Below are 19,137 nucleotides of genomic sequence, written 5' to 3' on the forward strand. Positions count from 1 at the left end.
CGCCCGGCTGGGCGAGGACGTCTCGGGGGAAGACCGGCTGTGCGCAAGTATTCAGGCTGTCACCGCAAGGACCAGCGGGAGGACCTGCTCCGCGCCCGCCTGGCGCAGCAGACGCGCGGCCACCGCAAGGGTCCAGCCGGAATCGGAGTAGTCGTCCACGAGCAGGACCGGGCCGCGGGAAGCGGCCAGAGCTCCGGCCAGCTCCCCAGGAACGGTGAAAGCGGCGGACAGTGTGTGCAGCCGTTGAGCCGAGTTGCTCCTGTGGACCCGGTTCGCCCCACTGTGCCCGGTGTACCCGAGGGCGCCGAGGAAGGGGAGGCGCCCGACGGTGGCCACCCGTTCGGCGAGGGAGCCGACGAGCTGGGGCCGGCTCAGAGAAGGCATGGCGACGACTCCCACCGGCCGGGCCGACGCGTCCGGGCCCTTGGCCCCCCACCCGCCCGGGGAACGCGCCCAGTCGGCGAGGACCGCCACCGCCGCTTGGAGGACGTCGTCGGGGACCGGACCGTCGGGCGCCTGCTCCGCCAGGAGCGGGCGCAGGCGGTTGCCCCAGCCGATGTCCGAGAGGCGGCCCAGAGCCCGCCCGGGGGAGCACTGGTCCTTCGCCGGAATGCGCCCCTTGAGGTCCACGCCCAGGGCGGGCATCCCTGTGGGCCACATGCGGCGCGGTTCGACCTCCACCCCTGGACGCTCCAGTTCGCCGGCGGCGCCGGCCAACGCCTTGGTCGAAACGCCAGGATCCGCCCAGGCTCCCGCGCAGTTGTCGCAGCGGCCGCACGGGGCGGCCTTCTCGTCGTCCAGTTGGCGGCGCAGGAACTCCATCCGGCACTGGGACGTGCTGACGTAGTCGCGCATGGCCTGCTGCTCGGCGGCACGCTGGCGGGCGACCCAGGCATAGCGCTCGGCGTCGTAGACCCAGTCGGCACCGGTAGCCGTCCAGCCGCCCTTCACACGCCGCACGGCGCCGTCCACGTCCAGGACCTTCAGCATCATCTCGAGCCGAGTACGCCGGAGGTCCACCAACGCCTCCAGGGCGGGCACGGACAGCGGTCGACCCGCGTCGGCGAGGGCGGCGAGGGTCTGGCGGACCTGCGCCTCGGGCGGGAAGGCGACCTCGGCGAAGTAACGCCAGATCGCCTCGTCCTCCTTACCGGGAAGCAGCAGCACATCGGCGTGCTCCACCCCGCGGCCCGCACGGCCCACCTGCTGGTAGTACGAGATGGGTGAGGACGGGGAGCCGAGATGGACCACGAAGCCCAGGTCCGGCTTGTCGAAGCCCATCCCGAGGGCGGAGGTCGCCACCAGGGCCTTCACCCGGTTCGCCAGCAGGTCGGCTTCGGCCTGCTGGCGGTCGGCGTTCTCCGTCCGACCGGTGTACGAGGCCACGGCGAAGCCACGCGCGCGCAGGTAGGCGGTGACCTCCTCGGCGGCCGAGACGGTCAGCGTGTAGATGATCCCGGAGCCCGGCAGGTCGTCCAGGTGCTCACCGAGCCAGGCCAGACGGTGGGCGGCGTCCGGCAACCGGACCACGCCGAGCCGCAGACTTTCCCGTTCCAGCGTGCCGCGCAGCACCAGGGCCTCGCCGGCTCCGGTGCCCAGCTGGTCGGCCACATCCGCCGTGACGCGAGCGTTGGCCGTGGCTGTGGTCGCCAGCACCGGAACCCCCGGGGAGAGCTCCTGCAGCATCGTGCGGAGTCTGCGGTAGTCGGGGCGGAAGTCGTGGCCCCAGTCGGAGATGCAGTGGGCCTCGTCGACGACCAGGAGGCCGGTCGTGGCTGCGAGCCTGGGCAGCATCCGTTCGCGGAAGTCGACGGAATTGAGGCGTTCCGGGCTGACGAGGAGAACGTCGACCTTTCCGTGCTCGACCTCCTCGTGGATGGCATCCCACTCCTCGGGGTTCGCCGAGTTGATCGTGCGCGCCTGGATGCCGGCCCGCGCGGCCGACTCGACCTGGTTGCGCATCAACGCCAGCAGCGGCGAAACGATCACCGTGGGGCCGGAGCCACGTCGGCGGAGCAGCGCGGTGGCCACGAAGTACACCGCAGACTTGCCCCATCCGGTGCGCTGCACCACCAGGGCACGGCGATGGTCCACCACCAGGGCCGCCACCGCCTGCCACTGGTCCTCCCGGAGCCGTGCCGTGCCCCCCGGATCACCGACCAGCTCGGCGAGGATGGCGTCGGCTTCGGCCCGCAGCTCCAGATCGTTCATGCCCCCATGCAACCGCACGGCTCGGACAGTCGGCCAATCCCGCTCCGTGACGGGGTCAGGGATCCCTCGGCCCCGCAGCCCCAAGAGCGAAGTCGTGAGCCCCTCGACCGGCTCCCGCTCGAGACGTTTGCGCAGGCAGGACGCCAGGAAGCCGCAGATGTCGAGGTCCTCGGTCCCGTTGCCGGGGCGAACCACGGGGCATGTGGTCCACGGAGCGTGTGACCCACGGCGCATGTGACCCACCGGCCTTCCGTCGATCGGCATGGACCTCGAGGGGTGTGTCCCGACCGGGGAGCGGACGGCGCAGGGTCGGGCGTTGGGGTGGCTGTCGGACATCGGCCGGGGTCACCGGCTACGTCGATGCCCGCACCCCGGGCCTCGGACGGGCCGGCGTCCGAGGACGCGGCGAAAGCCGTGCCGTCCTCTCCCGCCGCCGCCCCGGCCGAGGCTCAGGGGCCGGTGCTTGCCGTGGACGACCGCACGGACACGGGTGGGACCCTCGCCGCCACGGCCCGCCTGCTCCGGCGGGCGGAGCCCAGGGGTGCCGCCTTTCGTCCTGATCGCGCAGGGCTGACACCCCGCCGGACACCGCCGCCCGGGTTTCCACGCCGCCCTTGTGGGCACCGGGCACTCGTGTCCCGTACGAACTGCCTTCACCGAGCGCTTCAGGTGTGTCCAGAGGACACACCGGGCAGGGATATAACTCTCAATCATTCGATACCGGTCGGCTCGCACGATTGCTCGTTGCCGCATCCAGGTTCGACAGGAAGAATTGAGGTCCGCACCCGCACGGCTCGTCCGCCGCTCAGGTTGGGCTCCGTTGCGTGCGCGCTCCCCTGAATCCGACCCCGCCCGCAGTCCGGGCGTAGCCGAAGGGAGGACCGTGACCTTCGGATTCGCTCCGTCCTCGGCGGCATCGCTGTCGACGCCCGCCGCTTCCGCCACTCGTCTGCTCGAACCCGCGGAGTGGGCTGCCGCGGGAATCCCGCTGCTGCGCAACCCGCGTGAGGTTGTCAGCGGGCTGTATGTCCGGCACCACCCGGGGCCGGCGACCGCGATCGTCGCCGTGCTCGACCAGGACGAGCGAGTGCGGGCGAGTGCTTCGTTCACCCGCCACCCCGCCCCGGCGGACGGCTGGATGTTCCGCAACGCGCTGCTGTCCCAGCTGCGCCGGGTCATCCCGCACGACCTGCGGCGCCGCACGCCGGTCCGTACCGCTGTCCTGCTCTACTGCCGCGACGGCGACGCGCGCTGGACGGAGGAGGACGGCGCGTGGATGTGGGGGCTGCGGGACGCCTGCACGCTGCACGGGCTGCGCTGCGGGGCGTACATCACGCTGACCCGTGACGGCTGGCAGGTACTCGGCGAGGGGCGCGGTGGGCGGCGGCCCAGCACCGGCTCTGCGCCGGAGCCGTTCGCCACGGCCGAGGCGCCGCCTCGAATACCGCGCACCGGCGGTGTCGCGTCCGACGTCCTGCGCCGCGCGGCAGCGCGCTGAGGGCCGGCGGGACGCCTCGGAACCAGGGGCTTTCAGCGGCCTCGCGCGCTCCTGCGGGCCGCGCACCCCACCGCCGCGCCGGCTCCGCCGCCCGCGCGGTGGAACGGCGGCCACATGGCGCCCGTACGGACGGGCGCCATGACATCGACTCAGACGCCCGTACCCATCACCGAGTTGATCCGCTGCGGGTCACCGCAGACGATCAGCAGGGCGGTGGCCTTGCCGCGCGCCGCGGTCAGGGCCGACGCGGACACCGGCTCGGACCCTCCGTTGACGGCGACCACGACGACGGGGCGCGCTCCGGCACGGTCCGCGACAGCGGCGTCCGCGTAGAAGACGTCGTCGGCGGCGTCGTGCAGGGCCCAGTAGGAGGCCTCGCCGAAGGAGAGTTCGTGGGTGGCCCACGGGTGCGGCTCGCCGGTGGTGATCACCAGCACGTCGCCCGGGGCACGGCCCGAGTCCAGCAGCAGGTCCACGGCTTCCTCGGCGGCGTCGAGCGCCCCCTGGACGGTTGCCGGGATCAACTGGACCTGGGTGCCGGCCGCGGCGGGAGCGGTCGGCTTCGAAGGGACAGGTTCGGCCGCCGCAGTGGCATCACGCGGCGTACGTTGCGCCGGAGGCGCGGGCCGGACCGGGCCGGGCCGACCGGGGCGCGGCGGAGCCGCGGGGCGGGGACCGGGTACGGGGCGGGGGGTCGGCGCGGTACGGCTGCTGGCCGGAGTGACGCGGGGACCCTGGGCACTCTCGTGAATCTGAGGCTCCTCGGGAATGAGAGGCATGGGCTGATTTTTATCAAACACTGGTGCGGCTCGCGCCGCCGGGTGGCACATGAGTGCGAACGGAACCGTCAGAAATCGAAGCCGAGCTGACCCTCGATCGCCGGAACACTTCCGTCCGCCCAGCTGCGGACCTTCTTGAGATGCCGCCACTGGGGCAGCGCATCAAGATACGCCCACGACAGCCGGTGGTAAGGGGTGGGTCCCCGGATCTCCAGCGCGGCCCTGTGCACGGGTGACGGGTACCCGGCATTGTCCGCAAAACCGAAGTCTGCATGCTCGGCACCCAGTTCGGCCATCATTTTGTCGCGGTGCACCTTGGCGATCACCGAGGCCGCCGCGACCGCCACACACGACTGGTCACCCTTGATCACGGTTCGGACCCGCCAGGGCGCCCCGAGATAGTCGTGCTTGCCGTCGAGTATCACCGCGTCGGGCCGGACCGGCAGTCCTTCGAGCGCGCGCACCGCCGCCAGCCGCAGCGCGGCCGTCATGCCCAGCTGGTCGATCTCCTCGTGGGACGCGTGGCCCAGGGCGTACGACGTCACCCAGTCCCTCAGCGTCCGGTCGAGTGCGTCCCGCCGCTTGACGGTGAGGAGCTTGGAGTCGGTGAGACCCTCGGGGGGCCGGCGCAGTCCGGTGACCGCCGCACAGACGGTGACGGGGCCGGCCCAGGCGCCGCGCCCCACCTCGTCGACACCTGCGACGATCTTCGCCCCGGTCGTGGCGCGGAGGGAGCGCTCGACAGTGTGAGTTGGTGGTTCGTACGGCATGGCGCCCTTAGCGTACGCCGCCCGGAACGGCCCGCGACACCCAGGTTCCCCGAGCGATGCCAGGGTCTCGGCGGCCTCGGGTCAGGAGCCTGCCGGCCGCAGCAGCGGGACCATCAGCAGGTCGATCATCTCCTCCACGTCGACGTCCGCCCATTCGCTTCCACACATCTTGGACCGGTACATCATCATCGCCGGAACAGCATCGAAGACGTAGCCGTTCGCCGCGTCGGTACGCACCTCTCCACGCTCGATACCGCGCTCGATCACCTCTCGGAGCATCGCAATGGTCGGCTCCACGACCCCTTCGAAGATCACCGCATGGAATCGCTCGGCCTGCATGGAATCGCATTCGTGAATGACCGAGCGCAGGGCGACGCCCGGCCTGGAGAACATCGCGTCACGCGCTCGCAGACACAGGGTCAGCAGGTCGCCGCGGACATTCCCCACGTCCGGCGCCGCGTCGAAGGACGGCAGCCCGGCCCGCAGGGCGTCCGCGACCAGGTCCTCCTTCGAGGGCCAGCGGCGGTAGACGGCAGCCTTTCCGGTCTGGGCGCCGGCGGCGACGCCCTCCATCGTCAGGCCGTTCCAGCCGACCGTGCTGAGCTGCTCCAGGGCGGCATCGAGGATCGCGCGTTCCAGCACGGCGCCGCGACGACGGGAAGCGGCCGTCTGAGCCTGGGCCTCCGCCCAGCTCGAAGTAACCATCCGACTCTCTCCAACGAGCAGTGGAAGCGGGCATTTCGGGGATGGGGCGCGCACCGCACGGCATCTGCGGGGGGACGTACCGAGCGACTGCGCATTTCAGTGAACGCTTGCGTTCACTGTCAAGGACTCCTAACGTTGGCGCAACAGTGAACGCGAGCGTTCACTGACACACTCATGGGGGATCCATAGTGGCAACCTCTCCATTGATCCAGGACCGGAAGCCAGGTGCGGCTCGCCGGGACGGACACCCCGGCATCGCACTCACCGTCATCGCGGCCTGCCAACTCATGGTGGTACTGGACGCGACGATTGTGAACATCGCGCTTCCGCACATTCAGAACGCTCTCAGTTTCAGCACCACCGACCTCACCTGGGTGGTCAGCGCCTACACGCTGACCTTCGGCGGCCTGCTGCTCCTCGGCGGCAGGGCCGGTGACATCCTCGGCCGCCGCCGCGTCTTCATGACCGGCATCCTGCTGTTCACCCTCGCCTCGCTCCTGGGCGGGTTCGCCCAGGAACCCTGGCAGTTGCTCGCCGCGCGTGTACTGCAGGGCGCGGGAGGCGCGATCGCCTCGCCCACCTCCCTGGCGCTGATCACCACCACATTCCCCGAGGGCCCCGAGCGCAACCGGGCCTTCGGTGTCTTCGCCGCGGTCTCCGCGGGCGGCGGTGCCATCGGTCTGCTGGCGGGCGGCATGCTCACCGAGTGGCTCGACTGGCGGTGGGTGCTCTTCGTCAACGTGCCGATCGGCCTGCTGATCGTCGTGCTCGCACCGCTCTACATCAACGAGTCCGAGCGGCACACCGGCCGCTTCGACATAGCGGGCGCGGTGACCTCGACGGCCGGTATGGCGTCCCTCGTCTACGGCTTCATACGGGCGGCGGAGAAGGGCTGGGGGGACAACCTGACCATCGGTTCCTTCGTCGCCGCGGTCGTCCTGCTGGTGTTCTTCGCCGTCATCGAGTCGCGGGCCAGGGAACCGATCACCCCGCTGCGGATGTTCGCCGACCGAAACCGCTCCGGCACGTACGTGATCATGCTCAGTCTGGCCGCCGCCATGTTCGGCATGTTCTTCTACATCGTTCTCTTCGTACAGAACGTGCTCGGGTACACCCCGATCGAGGCCGGGCTCGCCTTCCTGCCGGTGACGGTCGTGATCGCGCTCGGGGCAGGCCTGTCGCAGCGGTTCCTTCCCGTGTTCGGCCCCAAGCCGTTCATGCTCGTCGGCTCGGCGCTCGCGGCGATCGGCCTGGCATGGCAGACGCTGATCACTCCCGAGAGTTCCTACGTGGGCGGCATCCTCGGCCCCCTGCTCATCTTCGGCTTCGGCATGGGCCTGAACTTCGTGACCCTGACCCTCACCGCGGTCTCCGGCGTGGCCCGGCACGAGGCCGGCGCGGCGTCCGGACTGCTCAACGCGATGCAGCAGGTGGGCGGATCGGTGGGACTGGCCCTCCTCACCACGGTCTTCGGCACGGCCAGCAGGAACGAGGCGGAGAAGCAGCTCCCGGCCTTCCTCGCCGAGGGGACGCCGGCACAGAAGGCCGAGTTCGCCCAGACCCACCAACTGCCCGCACCCTGGGGACACGAGGTACTCGCGCAGGGCATCGCGACGGCCTTCATCCCGGCTGCCGCCCTGGCCGTACTCGCGCTGGTCACCGCCTGGTTGGTGATCCGGGTGCGCAAGAGCGACCTCGAGTCCCTCGCCGGCTCCGCCGCACCGGGCGTCGGCTGACGAGGGCGCACCCCGGACCACGGGACGGCCCGGTGCCTCTCCGGCCGACCCCAGCGGGACGGCCCAAAGGGCGCCGGGCCGTCCCGCGGCCGCCAGAACCGCGGTCACGGAACCAAGCAGCACAGCGAGCAGTGCGGTGAGCTGCACGTCCACGATCACCTCCGGCAGGACAGGGACTCACACAGCAGCCGCCCCGTCTCGAGCCTCATGTCTCACACGGCTGATGTCTCGACAACGAGTGATCGGTCACGGAGAGTTCCCATGCCACACGGAGAGTTCCTGAAGCCCGCGCGCCCGCGTCCGTACCGGGACGGCCGGCAGCGAGCCCCGCCACGCACACCTGACGGACCGGCCCTGGCATGGCCGGATCGGCTGGAGCTAAACCGCCATCCAGCTCGGGAGCGCCTCGACCCGCTCGACCCACCCGGCGGGCGGCGTCCCGGCCTCCCCCGCCGCGATCACCCCGCCCACGATGGCGCAGGTCGTGTCGACGTCCCCGCCCGCCTGAGCCGTGGTCCAGAAGGCCTGTTCGTAGTCGCCCAGGGCTCGGGCGGCCGACCACAGCGCGAAGGGGACGGTGTCGTGGGCCGTCGTCCGCCGTCCGCACCCCAGTACGGCGGCGACGGTGGCCGTGTCGCCGTAGTCGAGCATGTCCCGGGCCCGCCGCAGCCCCGCACCGACCGCGCTCTTCCCGGGCACCAACGCGACGACCCCGTCGAGCAGGGCTTCGGGGCCGGGCGGCCCCCCGGGGGCGGCGGCGAGTGCGGCCGCCGCGGCGACGGCCATCGCACCGACCACGGCCTCACGGTGCTGGTGGGTGGGGTAAGCCGAGATCTCGGCCTGGTGGATCGCCTGCTCCGGATCGTCCGCGTACCAGGCGCCCAGTGGCGCGATACGCATCGCGGCGCCGTTGCCCCAGGAACCCCGGCCGTCGAAGAGGTCCGCGGCGAGCTCGCGCCAGTCACCGCCTTCGCGGACCAGCCGCAGCAGCCGACCGACCGCGGGGCCGTAGCCCCGGTCGAAGTCATGGCGCCGGGCGAAGGACTGCGCGAGGGCGTCCTGGTCGATCCGCCGATGGGCGGCGAGGACGGCGACGACCGAGCAGGCCATCTCCGTGTCGTCCGTCCACTGCCAGACGCCCGGGGGCAGCTCGCGGCGCTTGAGCAGCGGATAGTTCACCGGGACGAAGAACTGCGAGCCCAGCGCGTCCCCCACCGACAGTCCGCGCAGGCTGGCCAGGGCGCGGTCCAGGCGCCCTGCGGAGGTGGAGTCAGCGGTCGTCATCGCCCTGCCACCCTATCCGGTGATCCCGTACGGTTCCGGCTGCCGCCACTGTTCGAAGGGCCGGTCGAGCGTGTATTTGCCGTCCTCTCCCAGGACGAGCACCCGCATCTCGGCGTTGCCCGGGTTCGACAGGGATTCGAACTCCGCAACGGTCCAGTGGAACCACCGCATGCAGAACAGCCGCATGGCAAGACCATGCGTCACGATGAGGACGTTCGGCGGATGGTCGGGGGCATCGAAGCTGCGGAACAGACTCTCCAGGAAGCCGTCGACCCGGTCGTAGACATCGGCGCCGGACTCGCCCTGGGCGAAGCGGTAGAAGAAATGGCCGTACGCGTCCCGGTACGCCTTCTGCAGGCGGACGTCCTTCAGGTCCTGCCAGTTGCCCCAGTCCTGCTCGCGCAGTCTCGGCTCCTCACGCACACGTATGAGCGCCGGGTCGAGGCCGAAAGCGCTCAGTGTCTGGTGTGTACGGCGATAAGGGGACACGTACACGCTGACGTGCTCCTGGCCGAACAGGTCGTGCAACCGCTTGCCCGTCTCTTCCGCCTGCCGTCGGCCCCGCTCGGTCAGGGCCAACGCGTGATCGGGTTCGCGCTCATAAACGGAGTCATCAACATTGCCCGTTGATTCACCGTGCCGGACAAGGACGATGCGCCGTGGTCGTGCCATGCTGAAACCCTAGAACGGGTGACGGCCGACCGAGCACCCGCACGCGCCCCATACGGCACAGGTCACACATGTCCTGCGGTTCGAGACGGTTCCGTGCGCTGGGACGTCAGACCGTCCACACCGGCTCCATGTCCACGATGTCCCCTGTGAGCGCCGCGATGTCCGCCTCCGTCTGCGCCCGCAGGGCGAGACGTTCCACGCGTTCGGTGCGGTACTTGCCGTGCTCGGCCGCCGACCACCACATCGACAGCACCAGGAACTCATTGCCGGGGGCTTCAGCGAACAGCCCCCGGACCATGCCGGGGGAGCCTGCCATCGCCGGGTTCCAGACCTTCTCGTGCATCAGCACGAAATGCTCCGCCCGCTCCTCGTGGACACGGCACAGTGCCACTCTCAGCAGGTCGACGTCCGTGAAGCGCGGCTCGAAGCCGGTCTTCACGTCGAAGCGGTGGTCGAACAGCCTGACCTGGGCTTCCTTGAAGGTGCCCGACTGCGCGGAGGCGAGCCGATCGTGGGACCGCGCCATGAAGGAATCGTAGAAGGCGCGGCTCTCCCAGAAGGAGAAGATGTGCGCCACATCCTGCCGCCCCCGGCTCCAGCCCCCGCCCTGTCCACGAAATCCCGGCTCCCCCAGAAGCCCCGCCCACTTTCGCTGTCCCCGTTCGAACCCGCGGCGGTCCACCACGGTGCAGCGAATCCACTTGACCAGCACCGCGCCATCGTAAGGCCGCGGAGCACGGCCCCGGCCACCCTCGGCAGGACTGCTTCGCCGCACTCGCCCGGTCCGGCATGACAAGATGGACAACCTGCCGGGTCTGCACGGCAGTTGGACTTAAGGAGCAGGACGGTCGTACGGGGAAGGGGAAGACTGGTGAACGGCGTCAACAAGGGCATCGGCAAGGTCGAGATCGCGCTGAGGTGGGACCCGAGTCCTGCCGGACAGCCGGCCACCGACCTGGATCTCGTCGCCGCGCCCTACCCGGCAAGCGATCCGCACGGCGATCCCTCCTACGTGGTGCACTTCGACAGCCGCTCTCCCGACGGCACGATCATCCTCGACCGGGACAGCAGGGACGGCAAGGGCTTCGGCTTCGACGAGATCATGACGCTGGAACTGAACCGGCTCGACGCGCGGTATGCGCGCGTGGTGGTCGGGGTCGTCATACAGCAGCATCAGGAGCCGCGTACCTTCGCCGGCGTGCGGCACCCCGGTCTGCGCATCCGCGAGGGGTACACCGTCCTGGCCGAGGACGACTTCGGGGGTGTTCTGGGATCCACGGCGGCCACAGTCGCCGAGTTCACCCGGGACAGCACCGGGGCCTGGGACTTCCACCCCGGCGTCCAGGGCTTCCAGGAGGACCCGGTGGCCTTCACCCGCGCCATGGGAGCCGCCCGCCGCCCGTGAGCCGACCCCGGCGACGGCCCGGCACCTCAGCGGGAAACGGCAGCAGGACGGGAAGAACGGAAAAAGAGGGGCGCCGGCCGAAGCCGGTGCCCCTCTCCTCATTCCCTCAACCGATCGCACCGGGCGGACCCGCCCGTACGAACGGGGTCACACCCTGCCTCAGCTGCAGCCGCTGGTCGAGCCGCAGCCCTCGCAGATGTAGCAGGAGCCGGCGCGCTGCATCTTCGTCCCGCAGGAGAAGCAGAGCGGGGCGTCGGCCTGGATGCCCAGCTGCATCTCGACCAGCTCGGCGCTGGTGTGGGCCTGCTGCGGAACGGGCTTGGGCGCCTCGGCCTCGGCCTTCGGCGTGGCGATCGCCTTCAGCTCCTGGGCCCGCGGCGCGGACTGGGCGAGACCCTCGACGTCGAGCTCGTCGTCGGTCGGCTCGTAGGAGCCGGTCTCGAGGTGGCGCTGACGCTCGTCGGCGGAGTGGATGCCGAGCGCGGAGCGCGTCTCGAAGGGCAGGAAGTCCAGTGCCAGCCGACGGAAGATGTAGTCGACGATGGACTGCGCCATCCGCACGTCGGGGTCGTCCGTCATACCGGCCGGCTCGAAGCGCATGTTGGTGAACTTCGAGACGTACGTCTCCAGCGGGACGCCGTACTGCAGGCCGACGGAGACCGCGATGGAGAAGGCGTCCATCATGCCCGCGAGGGTCGAGCCCTGCTTGGACATCTTCAGGAAGACCTCGCCGAGACCGTCGTCCGGGTAGGAGTTGGCGGTCATGTAGCCCTCGGCGCCGCCGACGGTGAAGGACGTGGTGATGCCGGGACGCCCCTTCGGCAGACGCTTGCGGACCGGGCGGTACTCGACCACCTTCTCGACCGCGGCACGGATCGTGTCCTCGGTCTTCCCGGTGATCTCGGCCTTCTCCTTCTCCTTGGTCTTGGCGGAGAGGGGCTGGCCGACCTTGCAGTTGTCGCGGTAGATGGCGAGCGCCTTGACGCCCATCTTCCAGGCCTCGAAGTAGACCTCCTCGACGTCCTCGACGGTCGCCGACTCCGGCAGGTTGACCGTCTTGGAGAGGGCGCCGGAGATCCACGGCTGGATCGCGGCCATCATGCGGACGTGGCCCATCGCGGAGATGGAGCGCTCGCCCATGGCGCAGTCGAAGACCTCGTAGTGCTCGTGCTTGAGGCCGGGGGCGTCGAGCACATTGCCGTGCTCGGCGATGTGGGCGACGACCGCCTCGATCTGCTCCTCGTGGTAGCCCAGGCGGCGCAGGGCCTGCGGGACGGTGCCGTTGACGATCTGCATCGAGCCGCCGCCGACCAGCTTCTTGAACTTGACCAGGGCGAGGTCGGGCTCGAGGCCGGTGGTGTCGCAGGACATCGCGAGACCAATGGTGCCGGTCGGGGCGATGACGGACGCCTGGGAGTTACGGAAACCGTTCTTCTCGCCGAGGCTCAGCACGTCCTGCCAGGCCTCGGTGGCGGCCGTCCAGATCGGCGTGTCCAGGTCGTCCATGCGGACGGCCTTGGTGTTCTCGTCGGAGTGCTGCTTCATGACCCGCAGGTGCGGCTGCGCGTTGCGGGCGTAGCCGTCGTACGGGCCGACGATCGCGGCCAGTTCGGCGGAGCGCTTGTACGACGTGCCGGTCATCAGGGAGGTGATGGCGCCGGCCAGGGCACGGCCGCCGTCGGAGTCGTAGGCGTGGCCGGTCGCCATCAGCAGGGCGCCGAGGTTGGCGTAGCCGATGCCGAGCTGGCGGAAGGCGCGGGTGTTCTCGCCGATCTTCTGGGTCGGGAAGTCCGCGAAGCAGATGGAGATGTCCATCGCGGTGATGACCAGCTCGACGACCTTCGAGAAGCGCTCGACGTCGAAGGACTGGTGGCCCTTGCTGTCGTCGTCGAGGAACTTCATCAGGTTCAGCGACGCGAGGTTGCAGGACGTGTTGTCCAGGTGCATGTACTCGCTGCAGGGGTTCGAGCCGTTGATGCGGCCGGACTCCGGGCAGGTGTGCCAGTTGTTGATGGTGTCGTCGTACTGGATGCCCGGGTCGGCGCAGGCCCAGGCGGCCTCGGCCATCCTGCGGAAGAGCGCCTTGGCGTCGACCTCCTCGATGACCTCGCCGGTCATGCGGGACGTCAGGCCGAACTTGCCGCCGTCCTGGACCGCCTTCATGAACGTGTCGTTCACGCGGACCGAGTTGTTGGCGTTCTGGTACTGGACGGACGTGATGTCGTCGCCGCCCAGGTCCATGTCGAAGCCCGCGTCGCGCAGGGCGCGGATCTTCTCCTCCTCCTTGACCTTGGTCTGGATGAAGTCCTCGATGTCGGGGTGGTCGACGTCGAGGATGACCATCTTGGCGGCACGTCGGGTGGCGCCACCCGACTTGATCGTGCCGGCGGAGGCGTCGGCGCCGCGCATGAAGGAGACCGGACCGGAGGCGTTGCCGCCGGAGGACAGCAGTTCCTTGGAGGAGCGGATGCGGGAGAGGTTCAGGCCGGCCCCGGAGCCGCCCTTGAAGATCATGCCCTCTTCCTTGTACCAGTCGAGGATCGACTCCATGGAGTCGTCGACGGACAGGATGAAGCAGGCGGAGACCTGCTGCGGCTGGGGCGTGCCGACGTTGAACCAGACGGGGCTGTTGAAGCTGAAGATCTGGTGCAGGAGGGCGTAGGCCAGCTCGTGCTCGAAGATCTCGGCGTCGGCGGGGGAGGCGAAGTACTTGTGGTCCTCGCCGGCCTTCCGGTACGTCTTCACGATGCGGTCGATCAGCTGCTTGAGGCTGGTCTCGCGCTGCGGGGTGCCCACGGCACCACGGAAGTACTTGCTGGTAACGATGTTGACCGCGTTCACCGACCAGAAGTCGGGGAACTCGACGCCGTACTGCTCGAAGTTGACCGAGCCGTCGCGCCAATTGGTCATGACGACGTCACGACGCTCCCAGGCCACCTCGTCGTAGGGGTGGACTCCGGGAGAGGTGTGGATGCGCTCGACCCGCAGCCCCTTGCCGGCCTTGCCGCTGCCCTTGGCCCGGGAACTCCGTGTCGGACCGCTCGCCGTCTCTGTCATGCCGCCTCCCTGGTACGGGCAAAACGCCCTGAAGTGCCCCGGTGTTCCCGTGGCACGGTGTTCGTCTGATGTTGCGGGCGCCCACTCTCATCGCCCGCAACAGGTCTTCTCATCGCCGCAGTCCGGCCGCCCCCGGCCGCAGGGCCGGGCAGGGCCCGCCGGTCAGTCGGCGGCCTGGGTGGGTTGCGGGACCTGGGCGGTCCCGCTGTCGCCTTCCCGGCCCCCCGCAACGGCCCCCTCACGGTCTCCGTCGTCCGCGGCGGGGTGCTCCACCTGCCTGAGTTCCGTGATCGCGGCCTCGAAGTCCTCGAGCGACTCGAACGCCCGGTAGACGGACGCGAACCTCAGATAGGCGACGAGGTCGAGTTCCTGCAGCGGACCGAGGATGGCCAGTCCCACGTCGTGGGTGGTCAGCTCGGCGCTCCCGGTGGCCCGCACCGCTTCCTCGACGCGCTGGCCGAGCTGCGCGAGCGCGTCCTCGGTGACCGGACGCCCCTGGCACGCCTTGCGCACACCGTTGATGACCTTGGTGCGGCTGAACGGCTCGGTGACGCCGGAGCGCTTGACCACCATGAGCGAGCACGTCTCCACGGTCGTGAAACGACGGGAGCAGTCGGGGCACTGGCGGCGCCTGCGGATCGACGTGCCGTCGTCGGTCGTACGACTGTCGACGACACGGCTGTCGGGGTGCCTGCAGAAGGGGCAGTGCATGAGATCCCAACCCTCCCTCGCAGCCGACTCCATGACCTCAAGGAGCCCGTTCGGCCCCATGAAGCTGCTCCAGCATAAGCGATCTCTGAAAGCCTCAGGACCGCGGGACCACAACTTCTGGGCAGCTGGTGCAATCCAACCACTAGATGTGGTGATTGGCTCATTCATGCACTCCAGTACGCGTGTCGCTCGAATCGGGACCGAAGGCCCCTGCCCGACCCTCCTCGCAGCGCACTCACGCGACGCGACAGAGCGGACTCACCGAGTCTCGCGCGGGCCCCGAAGAGCCCGTGCGAAACCTCCGGGAGACCGCGCGAGGAACCTCGCGCGGGGCCGGCAGCCACCGATCCGGCAGACCCCGGACAGGCCGGGTCGGCGCGCGCGTGCCGCCGGCCGCGCATGGGGAGATGTCGTGCACGCCCAAGGGGGACGGCGTGCGATTCCCGAAGAGACCCGAGGAGGATCGAGCCGTCCCCCGTGCCACGGGGCACCGAATGACAGACTGACCCACGGCCGGGAGGTCGCCGTCCCGGCGGTGAAGAGTACGAGAATGGGAGCCTTTGCCCGACGGGGAGAATTGCGGCTGATACACCCCGCCGGGCGATCACAGAAGGTAATTCGCGTTTTTTCACTCGAACGTGTGTTTGGCGCAACCTTTCGAAAGCTACTACCGTTGTCCTGCAGGGAGACCATCGAGAGGGGCCGACGTGACCACCACCGCAGACAGCGCCAGCATCACTGCCCAGGACCGCTCCCAGGGCCGGCTCGAGCCGGTGCATGCGATGAGCGAAGCCGCGCATCCCGAGGGCCAAAAGCGCTCCTTGCCGGGCCGACCTCCCGGCATCCGGGCGGACAGCTCGGGACTCACCGACCGCCAGCGTCGGGTGATCGAAGTCATCAGGGATTCGGTGCAGCGACGCGGATACCCGCCGTCGATGCGCGAGATCGGTCAGGCGGTCGGCCTCTCCAGCACCTCCTCGGTGGCGCACCAGTTGATGGCGCTGGAGCGCAAGGGCTTCCTGCGTCGCGACCCGCACCGTCCCCGCGCGTACGAGGTGCGCGGCTCCGACCAGGCCACCTCCGTGCAGCCCACGGACACCGCGGGCAAGCCGGCCGCGTCGTACGTGCCGCTGGTCGGCCGTATCGCCGCCGGCGGCCCCATCCTCGCCGAGGAGTCGGTCGAGGACGTCTTCCCTCTCCCCCGTCAGCTCGTCGGTGACGGGGAGCTGTTCGTCCTGAAGGTCGTCGGCGACTCCATGATCGAGGCCGCGATCTGTGACGGCGACTGGGTCACGGTCCGGCGCCAGCCCGTCGCCGAGAACGGCGACATCGTCGCCGCGATGCTCGACGGCGAAGCCACCGTCAAGCGCTTCAAGCGCGAGGACGGCCATATCTGGCTCCTCCCGCACAACGCGGCCTACGAGCCGATCCCCGGCGACGACGCGACCATTCTGGGCAAGGTGGTGGCCGTTCTGCGTCGCGTCTGAGTCCGCCGCGGGGACCGGCCGGTCCGGCCCCGCCCCTGGTCCGGGCCCCGGAACCCCTGCGCCGGTTCCGGGGCCCTGTGCTGTCCGGCCCTGTGCTGTCGGGGCACGGCCCGGCAGGGCCCTTCATGGCCCGGGACGGCCCCCACCGGGCCCGGCGCGCACTCCGTCCGCGCCGGGGCATACTCCTCGGCCTCGGTCCGCTTTGTCCTCAGTCCGCTTCGTCCTCGGCCTGCCTGGCTGCCGCGTCGATCGCGGCCAGGGACTTCCTCGCCTGGTTCCGGTCCGTGGTGAACCAGAAATCGGGCAGCGAGGCCTTCAGATAGCTGCCGTAGCGCGCCGTCGCCAGTCGCTGGTCCAGGACGGCGACCACACCGCGGTCACCCGTGGCCCGGACGAGCCGGCCGGCGCCCTGCGCCATGAGCAGCGCGGCATGGGTGGCGGCGACCGCCATGAAGCCGTTCCCTCCCGCGTCCTCAACGGCCTTCTGGCGGGCGCTCATCAACGGGTCGTCCGGGCGTGGGAACGGGATCTTGTCCATGACGACCAGCTGGCAGCTGGGACCGGGGACGTCGACGCCCTGCCAGAGCGACAGGGTGCCGAAGAGGCAGGTCTTCGGGTCGGCGGCGAAGTTCTTGATCAGCTCGCCGAGGGTCTCCTCGCCCTGGAGGAGGATCGGGAACTCCGGAACGCGGGAACGCAGTTCCTCGGCAGCGAGCTGAGCGGCCCGCATCGAGGAGAACAGGCCCAGAGTACGGCCGCCCGCGGCCTGGATCAGCTCGGTGAGTTCGTCGAGCATGTCCGCGCGGTCGCCGTCGCGGGCCGGGCGCGCCAGATGCTTGGCGACGTAGAGGATCCCCTGCCTGGGGTAGTCGAACGGAGAGCCCACGTCGACGCCCTTCCACTGCGGAAGGTCGTCCCCCTCGGCGCCCTCGGGGCCGAGGCCCAGGGAGGCGCCCACGCCGTTGAAGTCGCCGCCCAGCTTCAGGGTCGCGGAGGTCAGGACCACCGAGCGGTCGGAGAAGAGCTTCTCCCGCAGGATGCCTGAGACCGACATGGGGGCGACGCGCAGCGAGGCTCCGCTGTGTCGATATGCGGCTCCGCCGCGGGGCTCGTGTCGCTCGTACCAGACGACATCCCATTCGGAGCCGTTGGTGATGCGCTCCGCCACGTCGTGCACGCTCTCCACCGAGGCCAGCGCCTGTTTGCGGACCGCGTCCTCGTCCTGGACGGACTTGTCGCGGGTGCTCCCGATGGCGGAGATGACGGTCCGGCAGGCGTCGCGCAGCGCCATCAGCGCGTACCCGAGATCCTCCGGGATCTCCTCGAGACGGCCCGGAAGGGCCAGCTCCATCAGGCGTTCGAAGCCTTCGGCCGCGGTCTGCAGCTGGTCGGCCGCCTTCTCGTCGGCGAGCTTCGCGGCCCGGCGCACCGCGCGGTTGACCTGGCCGGGGGTGAGCTCTCCCGTGGCGACCCCGGTGACCCGGGAGACCAGTTCGTGGGCCTCGTCGACGATCAGCACCTCGTGCTGCGGCAGCACCGGAGCACCCTCGATCGCGTCGATCGCCAGGAGCGCGTGGTTGGTGACGACGACCTCGGCGAGCTTGGCGCGCTCGCGGGCCATCTCCGCGAAGCACTCTGCGCCGTAGGCACACTTCGTGGCGCCCAGGCACTCCCGCGACGACACGGACACCTGGGACCAGGCCCGGTCGGAGACGCCCGGGGTGAGGTCGTCCCGGTCGCCGGTCTCCGTCTCGTCCGCCCAGTCGCGCAGGCGCAGCAGGTCCTGCCCCAGCTTGCTGGTGGGGGCGGCCGCCTCGAACTGGTCGAAGAGGCCCTCCTCCTCGTCCTGCGGCACGCCTTCGTGGAGCCGGTGCAGACAGACGTAGTTGGACCGGCCCTTGAGCATGGCGAACTCCGGGCGGCGGCGCAGCAGCGGGTGCAGCGCCTCCACCGTGCGCGGAAGGTCGCGCTCGACGAGCTGGCGCTGCAGGGCCAGTGTGGCCGTCGCCACGACGACTCTCTCCCCCTGAGCGAGCGCGGGCACCAGATAGCCGAGCGACTTTCCGGTGCCGGTGCCGGCCTGGACCAGCAGATGAGAGGCGTCGTCGATCGCTTCGGCGACGGCTTCGGCCATGGTCACCTGGCCGGGGCGCTCCGTGCCGCCGACGGCGGTGACGGCAGCGTGCAGGAGTTCAGGGAGTGAGGGCTTCGTCATAGCGCGACCACCCTACGGCCCGGCACCGACAACCGTGCGCCGACCTCGAGGGTCGAGGACGCGACGGAGAGCCTGTGGGGCCTGCTGACCACGCCCTGCGCCCTGTTTCCTGCGCCTCAGCCCAAGGGGTGTGCACGAACACATCTCCGATCGGATTCGCGTCGTCGGGCACCAGGCCCGGACAGGAGGAGTCGAGGACGGCGGTCGACTCGTCCGCGCTCAGTGCCGCTCCCCGACGGTGACGGGCTCGCCGTCCTGTCCCGGTGCCGGGAGTTCCTCATGGCCGGTGCGCAGATCGCGCAGGATCAGTCCTGTCGTCCTGCGGTCCGCGTCCGCCATGTTCGGGAGCGGTTTCGAGCCGTTCACCGACAGGTCCGAGACCAGGGTGAGATCCGTGGGATGCGGCCCGCTTCCCGGCCGGATACGGCTGATCGGCGTGCCCGTTCCGCAAAGAGGGCCGAGGCGACGAGTGGCCGCTCCCGTGTGAACGGCTCCTCGACAGGTCAGCCGCGCGAAGGCGTCACATCTGTAGGCCTCTTGAGGATGTCCAGGTCAGTCTCCCTGTTCCCTTCGGGTACGCCTTGCTGGCGTGAAAACATGGCTGCGG

The 19,137-nt window shown here is 70.0% G+C and carries 14 protein-coding genes; 4 read left to right on the forward strand and 10 right to left on the reverse strand.

Features of this window, described 5'->3' with window-relative positions:
- Nucleotides 1-51: 51 nt before the first annotated feature.
- Nucleotides 52-2,211, reverse strand: coding sequence for a RecQ family ATP-dependent DNA helicase (locus ACFP2V_RS21965; protein ID WP_381215061.1), 2,160 nt, complete (start codon nt 2,209-2,211; stop codon nt 52-54).
- An 883-nt stretch (nt 2,212-3,094) separates the two neighbouring features.
- Between ACFP2V_RS21965 and ACFP2V_RS21975 the strand changes: the two genes are divergently transcribed.
- Nucleotides 3,095-3,709: a hypothetical protein gene (locus ACFP2V_RS21975; RefSeq protein ID WP_381215064.1), complete on the forward strand. Its 615-nt coding sequence runs from the start codon at nt 3,095-3,097 to the stop codon at nt 3,707-3,709.
- A gap of 149 nt (nt 3,710-3,858) precedes the next feature.
- Here ACFP2V_RS21975 and ACFP2V_RS21980 read toward each other — a convergent pair whose 3' ends face one another.
- The 3 genes from ACFP2V_RS21980 to ACFP2V_RS21990 all read right to left on the reverse strand — a co-directional run bounded on the left by ACFP2V_RS21980 (nt 3,859) and on the right by ACFP2V_RS21990 (nt 5,963).
- Nucleotides 3,859-4,488 (reverse strand): hypothetical protein, encoded by a 630-nt coding sequence (locus ACFP2V_RS21980; protein WP_381215067.1) that lies wholly within the window; start codon nt 4,486-4,488, stop codon nt 3,859-3,861.
- A 68-nt stretch (nt 4,489-4,556) separates the two neighbouring features.
- On the reverse strand, nt 4,557-5,258 hold the full coding sequence (locus tag ACFP2V_RS21985) for a ribonuclease HII (protein ID WP_381215070.1): 702 nt from the start codon (nt 5,256-5,258) through the stop codon (nt 4,557-4,559).
- Nucleotides 5,259-5,339: 81 nt separating this feature from the next.
- On the reverse strand, nt 5,340-5,963 hold the full coding sequence (locus ACFP2V_RS21990; RefSeq protein WP_381215073.1) for a TetR/AcrR family transcriptional regulator: 624 nt from the start codon (nt 5,961-5,963) through the stop codon (nt 5,340-5,342).
- A gap of 188 nt (nt 5,964-6,151) precedes the next feature.
- Here ACFP2V_RS21990 and ACFP2V_RS21995 point away from each other — a divergent pair, with 188 nt between their 5' ends.
- A complete protein-coding gene (locus ACFP2V_RS21995) occupies nt 6,152-7,699 on the forward strand; it encodes an MFS transporter (RefSeq protein ID WP_381215076.1) in 1,548 nt (515 codons plus the stop codon).
- A 378-nt stretch (nt 7,700-8,077) separates the two neighbouring features.
- Here ACFP2V_RS21995 and ACFP2V_RS22000 read toward each other — a convergent pair whose 3' ends face one another.
- The 3 genes from ACFP2V_RS22000 to ACFP2V_RS22010 all read right to left on the reverse strand — a co-directional run bounded on the left by ACFP2V_RS22000 (nt 8,078) and on the right by ACFP2V_RS22010 (nt 10,367).
- Entirely contained in the window at nt 8,078-8,983 is a 906-nt protein-coding gene (locus ACFP2V_RS22000; protein ID WP_381215079.1) for an ADP-ribosylglycohydrolase family protein, read from the reverse strand.
- Between the two features lie 12 nt (nt 8,984-8,995).
- Nucleotides 8,996-9,655: a histidine phosphatase family protein gene (locus ACFP2V_RS22005; protein ID WP_381215081.1), complete on the reverse strand. Its 660-nt coding sequence runs from the start codon at nt 9,653-9,655 to the stop codon at nt 8,996-8,998.
- 106 nt (nt 9,656-9,761) lie between these two features.
- Complete coding sequence (locus tag ACFP2V_RS22010; protein WP_381215084.1) at nt 9,762-10,367, reverse strand: YdbC family protein; 606 nt, start codon at nt 10,365-10,367, stop codon at nt 9,762-9,764.
- A 159-nt stretch (nt 10,368-10,526) separates the two neighbouring features.
- Here ACFP2V_RS22010 and ACFP2V_RS22015 point away from each other — a divergent pair, with 159 nt between their 5' ends.
- Nucleotides 10,527-11,060 (forward strand): TerD family protein, encoded by a 534-nt coding sequence (locus ACFP2V_RS22015; RefSeq protein ID WP_381215088.1) that lies wholly within the window; start codon nt 10,527-10,529, stop codon nt 11,058-11,060.
- A 159-nt stretch (nt 11,061-11,219) separates the two neighbouring features.
- Here the strand turns inward: ACFP2V_RS22015 and ACFP2V_RS22020 are convergent, their stop codons facing one another.
- Together ACFP2V_RS22020 and nrdR are read right to left on the reverse strand one after the other, a co-directional pair.
- A complete protein-coding gene (locus ACFP2V_RS22020; RefSeq protein WP_381215090.1) occupies nt 11,220-14,117 on the reverse strand; it encodes a vitamin B12-dependent ribonucleotide reductase in 2,898 nt (965 codons plus the stop codon).
- A gap of 162 nt (nt 14,118-14,279) precedes the next feature.
- Complete coding sequence (nrdR, locus tag ACFP2V_RS22025; protein ID WP_381215094.1) at nt 14,280-14,828, reverse strand: transcriptional regulator NrdR; 549 nt, start codon at nt 14,826-14,828, stop codon at nt 14,280-14,282.
- Between the two features lie 707 nt (nt 14,829-15,535).
- Between nrdR and lexA the strand changes: the two genes are divergently transcribed.
- Nucleotides 15,536-16,315 (forward strand): transcriptional repressor LexA, encoded by a 780-nt coding sequence (lexA, locus tag ACFP2V_RS22030; protein ID WP_381215098.1) that lies wholly within the window; start codon nt 15,536-15,538, stop codon nt 16,313-16,315.
- A gap of 208 nt (nt 16,316-16,523) precedes the next feature.
- On the opposite strand, the gene ACFP2V_RS22035 is transcribed toward lexA, so the two are convergent.
- On the reverse strand, nt 16,524-18,530 hold the full coding sequence (locus ACFP2V_RS22035) for an ATP-dependent DNA helicase (RefSeq protein WP_381215101.1): 2,007 nt from the start codon (nt 18,528-18,530) through the stop codon (nt 16,524-16,526).
- Nucleotides 18,531-19,137: the final 607 nt, after the last annotated feature.

The sequence above is a fragment of the Streptomyces incanus genome, from assembly GCF_042656345.1.
In the GTDB taxonomy this organism is placed as follows: Bacteria; Actinomycetota; Actinomycetes; order Streptomycetales; family Streptomycetaceae; genus Streptomyces; species Streptomyces incanus.

Coding starts and splice junctions, on each gene's coding strand:
- ACFP2V_RS21965 (WP_381215061.1), bottom strand. CDS start 2,211: ATGAACGATCTGGAGCTGCGGGCCGAAGCCGACGCCATCCTCGCCGAG.
- ACFP2V_RS21980 (WP_381215067.1), bottom strand. CDS start 4,488: ATGCCTCTCATTCCCGAGGAGCCTCAGATTCACGAGAGTGCCCAGGGT.
- ACFP2V_RS21985 (WP_381215070.1), bottom strand. CDS start 5,258: ATGCCGTACGAACCACCAACTCACACTGTCGAGCGCTCCCTCCGCGCC.
- ACFP2V_RS21990 (WP_381215073.1), bottom strand. CDS start 5,963: ATGGTTACTTCGAGCTGGGCGGAGGCCCAGGCTCAGACGGCCGCTTCC.
- ACFP2V_RS22000 (WP_381215079.1), bottom strand. CDS start 8,983: ATGACGACCGCTGACTCCACCTCCGCAGGGCGCCTGGACCGCGCCCTG.
- ACFP2V_RS22005 (WP_381215081.1), bottom strand. CDS start 9,655: ATGGCACGACCACGGCGCATCGTCCTTGTCCGGCACGGTGAATCAACG.
- ACFP2V_RS22020 (WP_381215090.1), bottom strand. CDS start 14,117: ATGACAGAGACGGCGAGCGGTCCGACACGGAGTTCCCGGGCCAAGGGC.
- nrdR (WP_381215094.1), bottom strand. CDS start 14,828: ATGCACTGCCCCTTCTGCAGGCACCCCGACAGCCGTGTCGTCGACAGT.
- ACFP2V_RS22035 (WP_381215101.1), bottom strand. CDS start 18,530: ATGACGAAGCCCTCACTCCCTGAACTCCTGCACGCTGCCGTCACCGCC.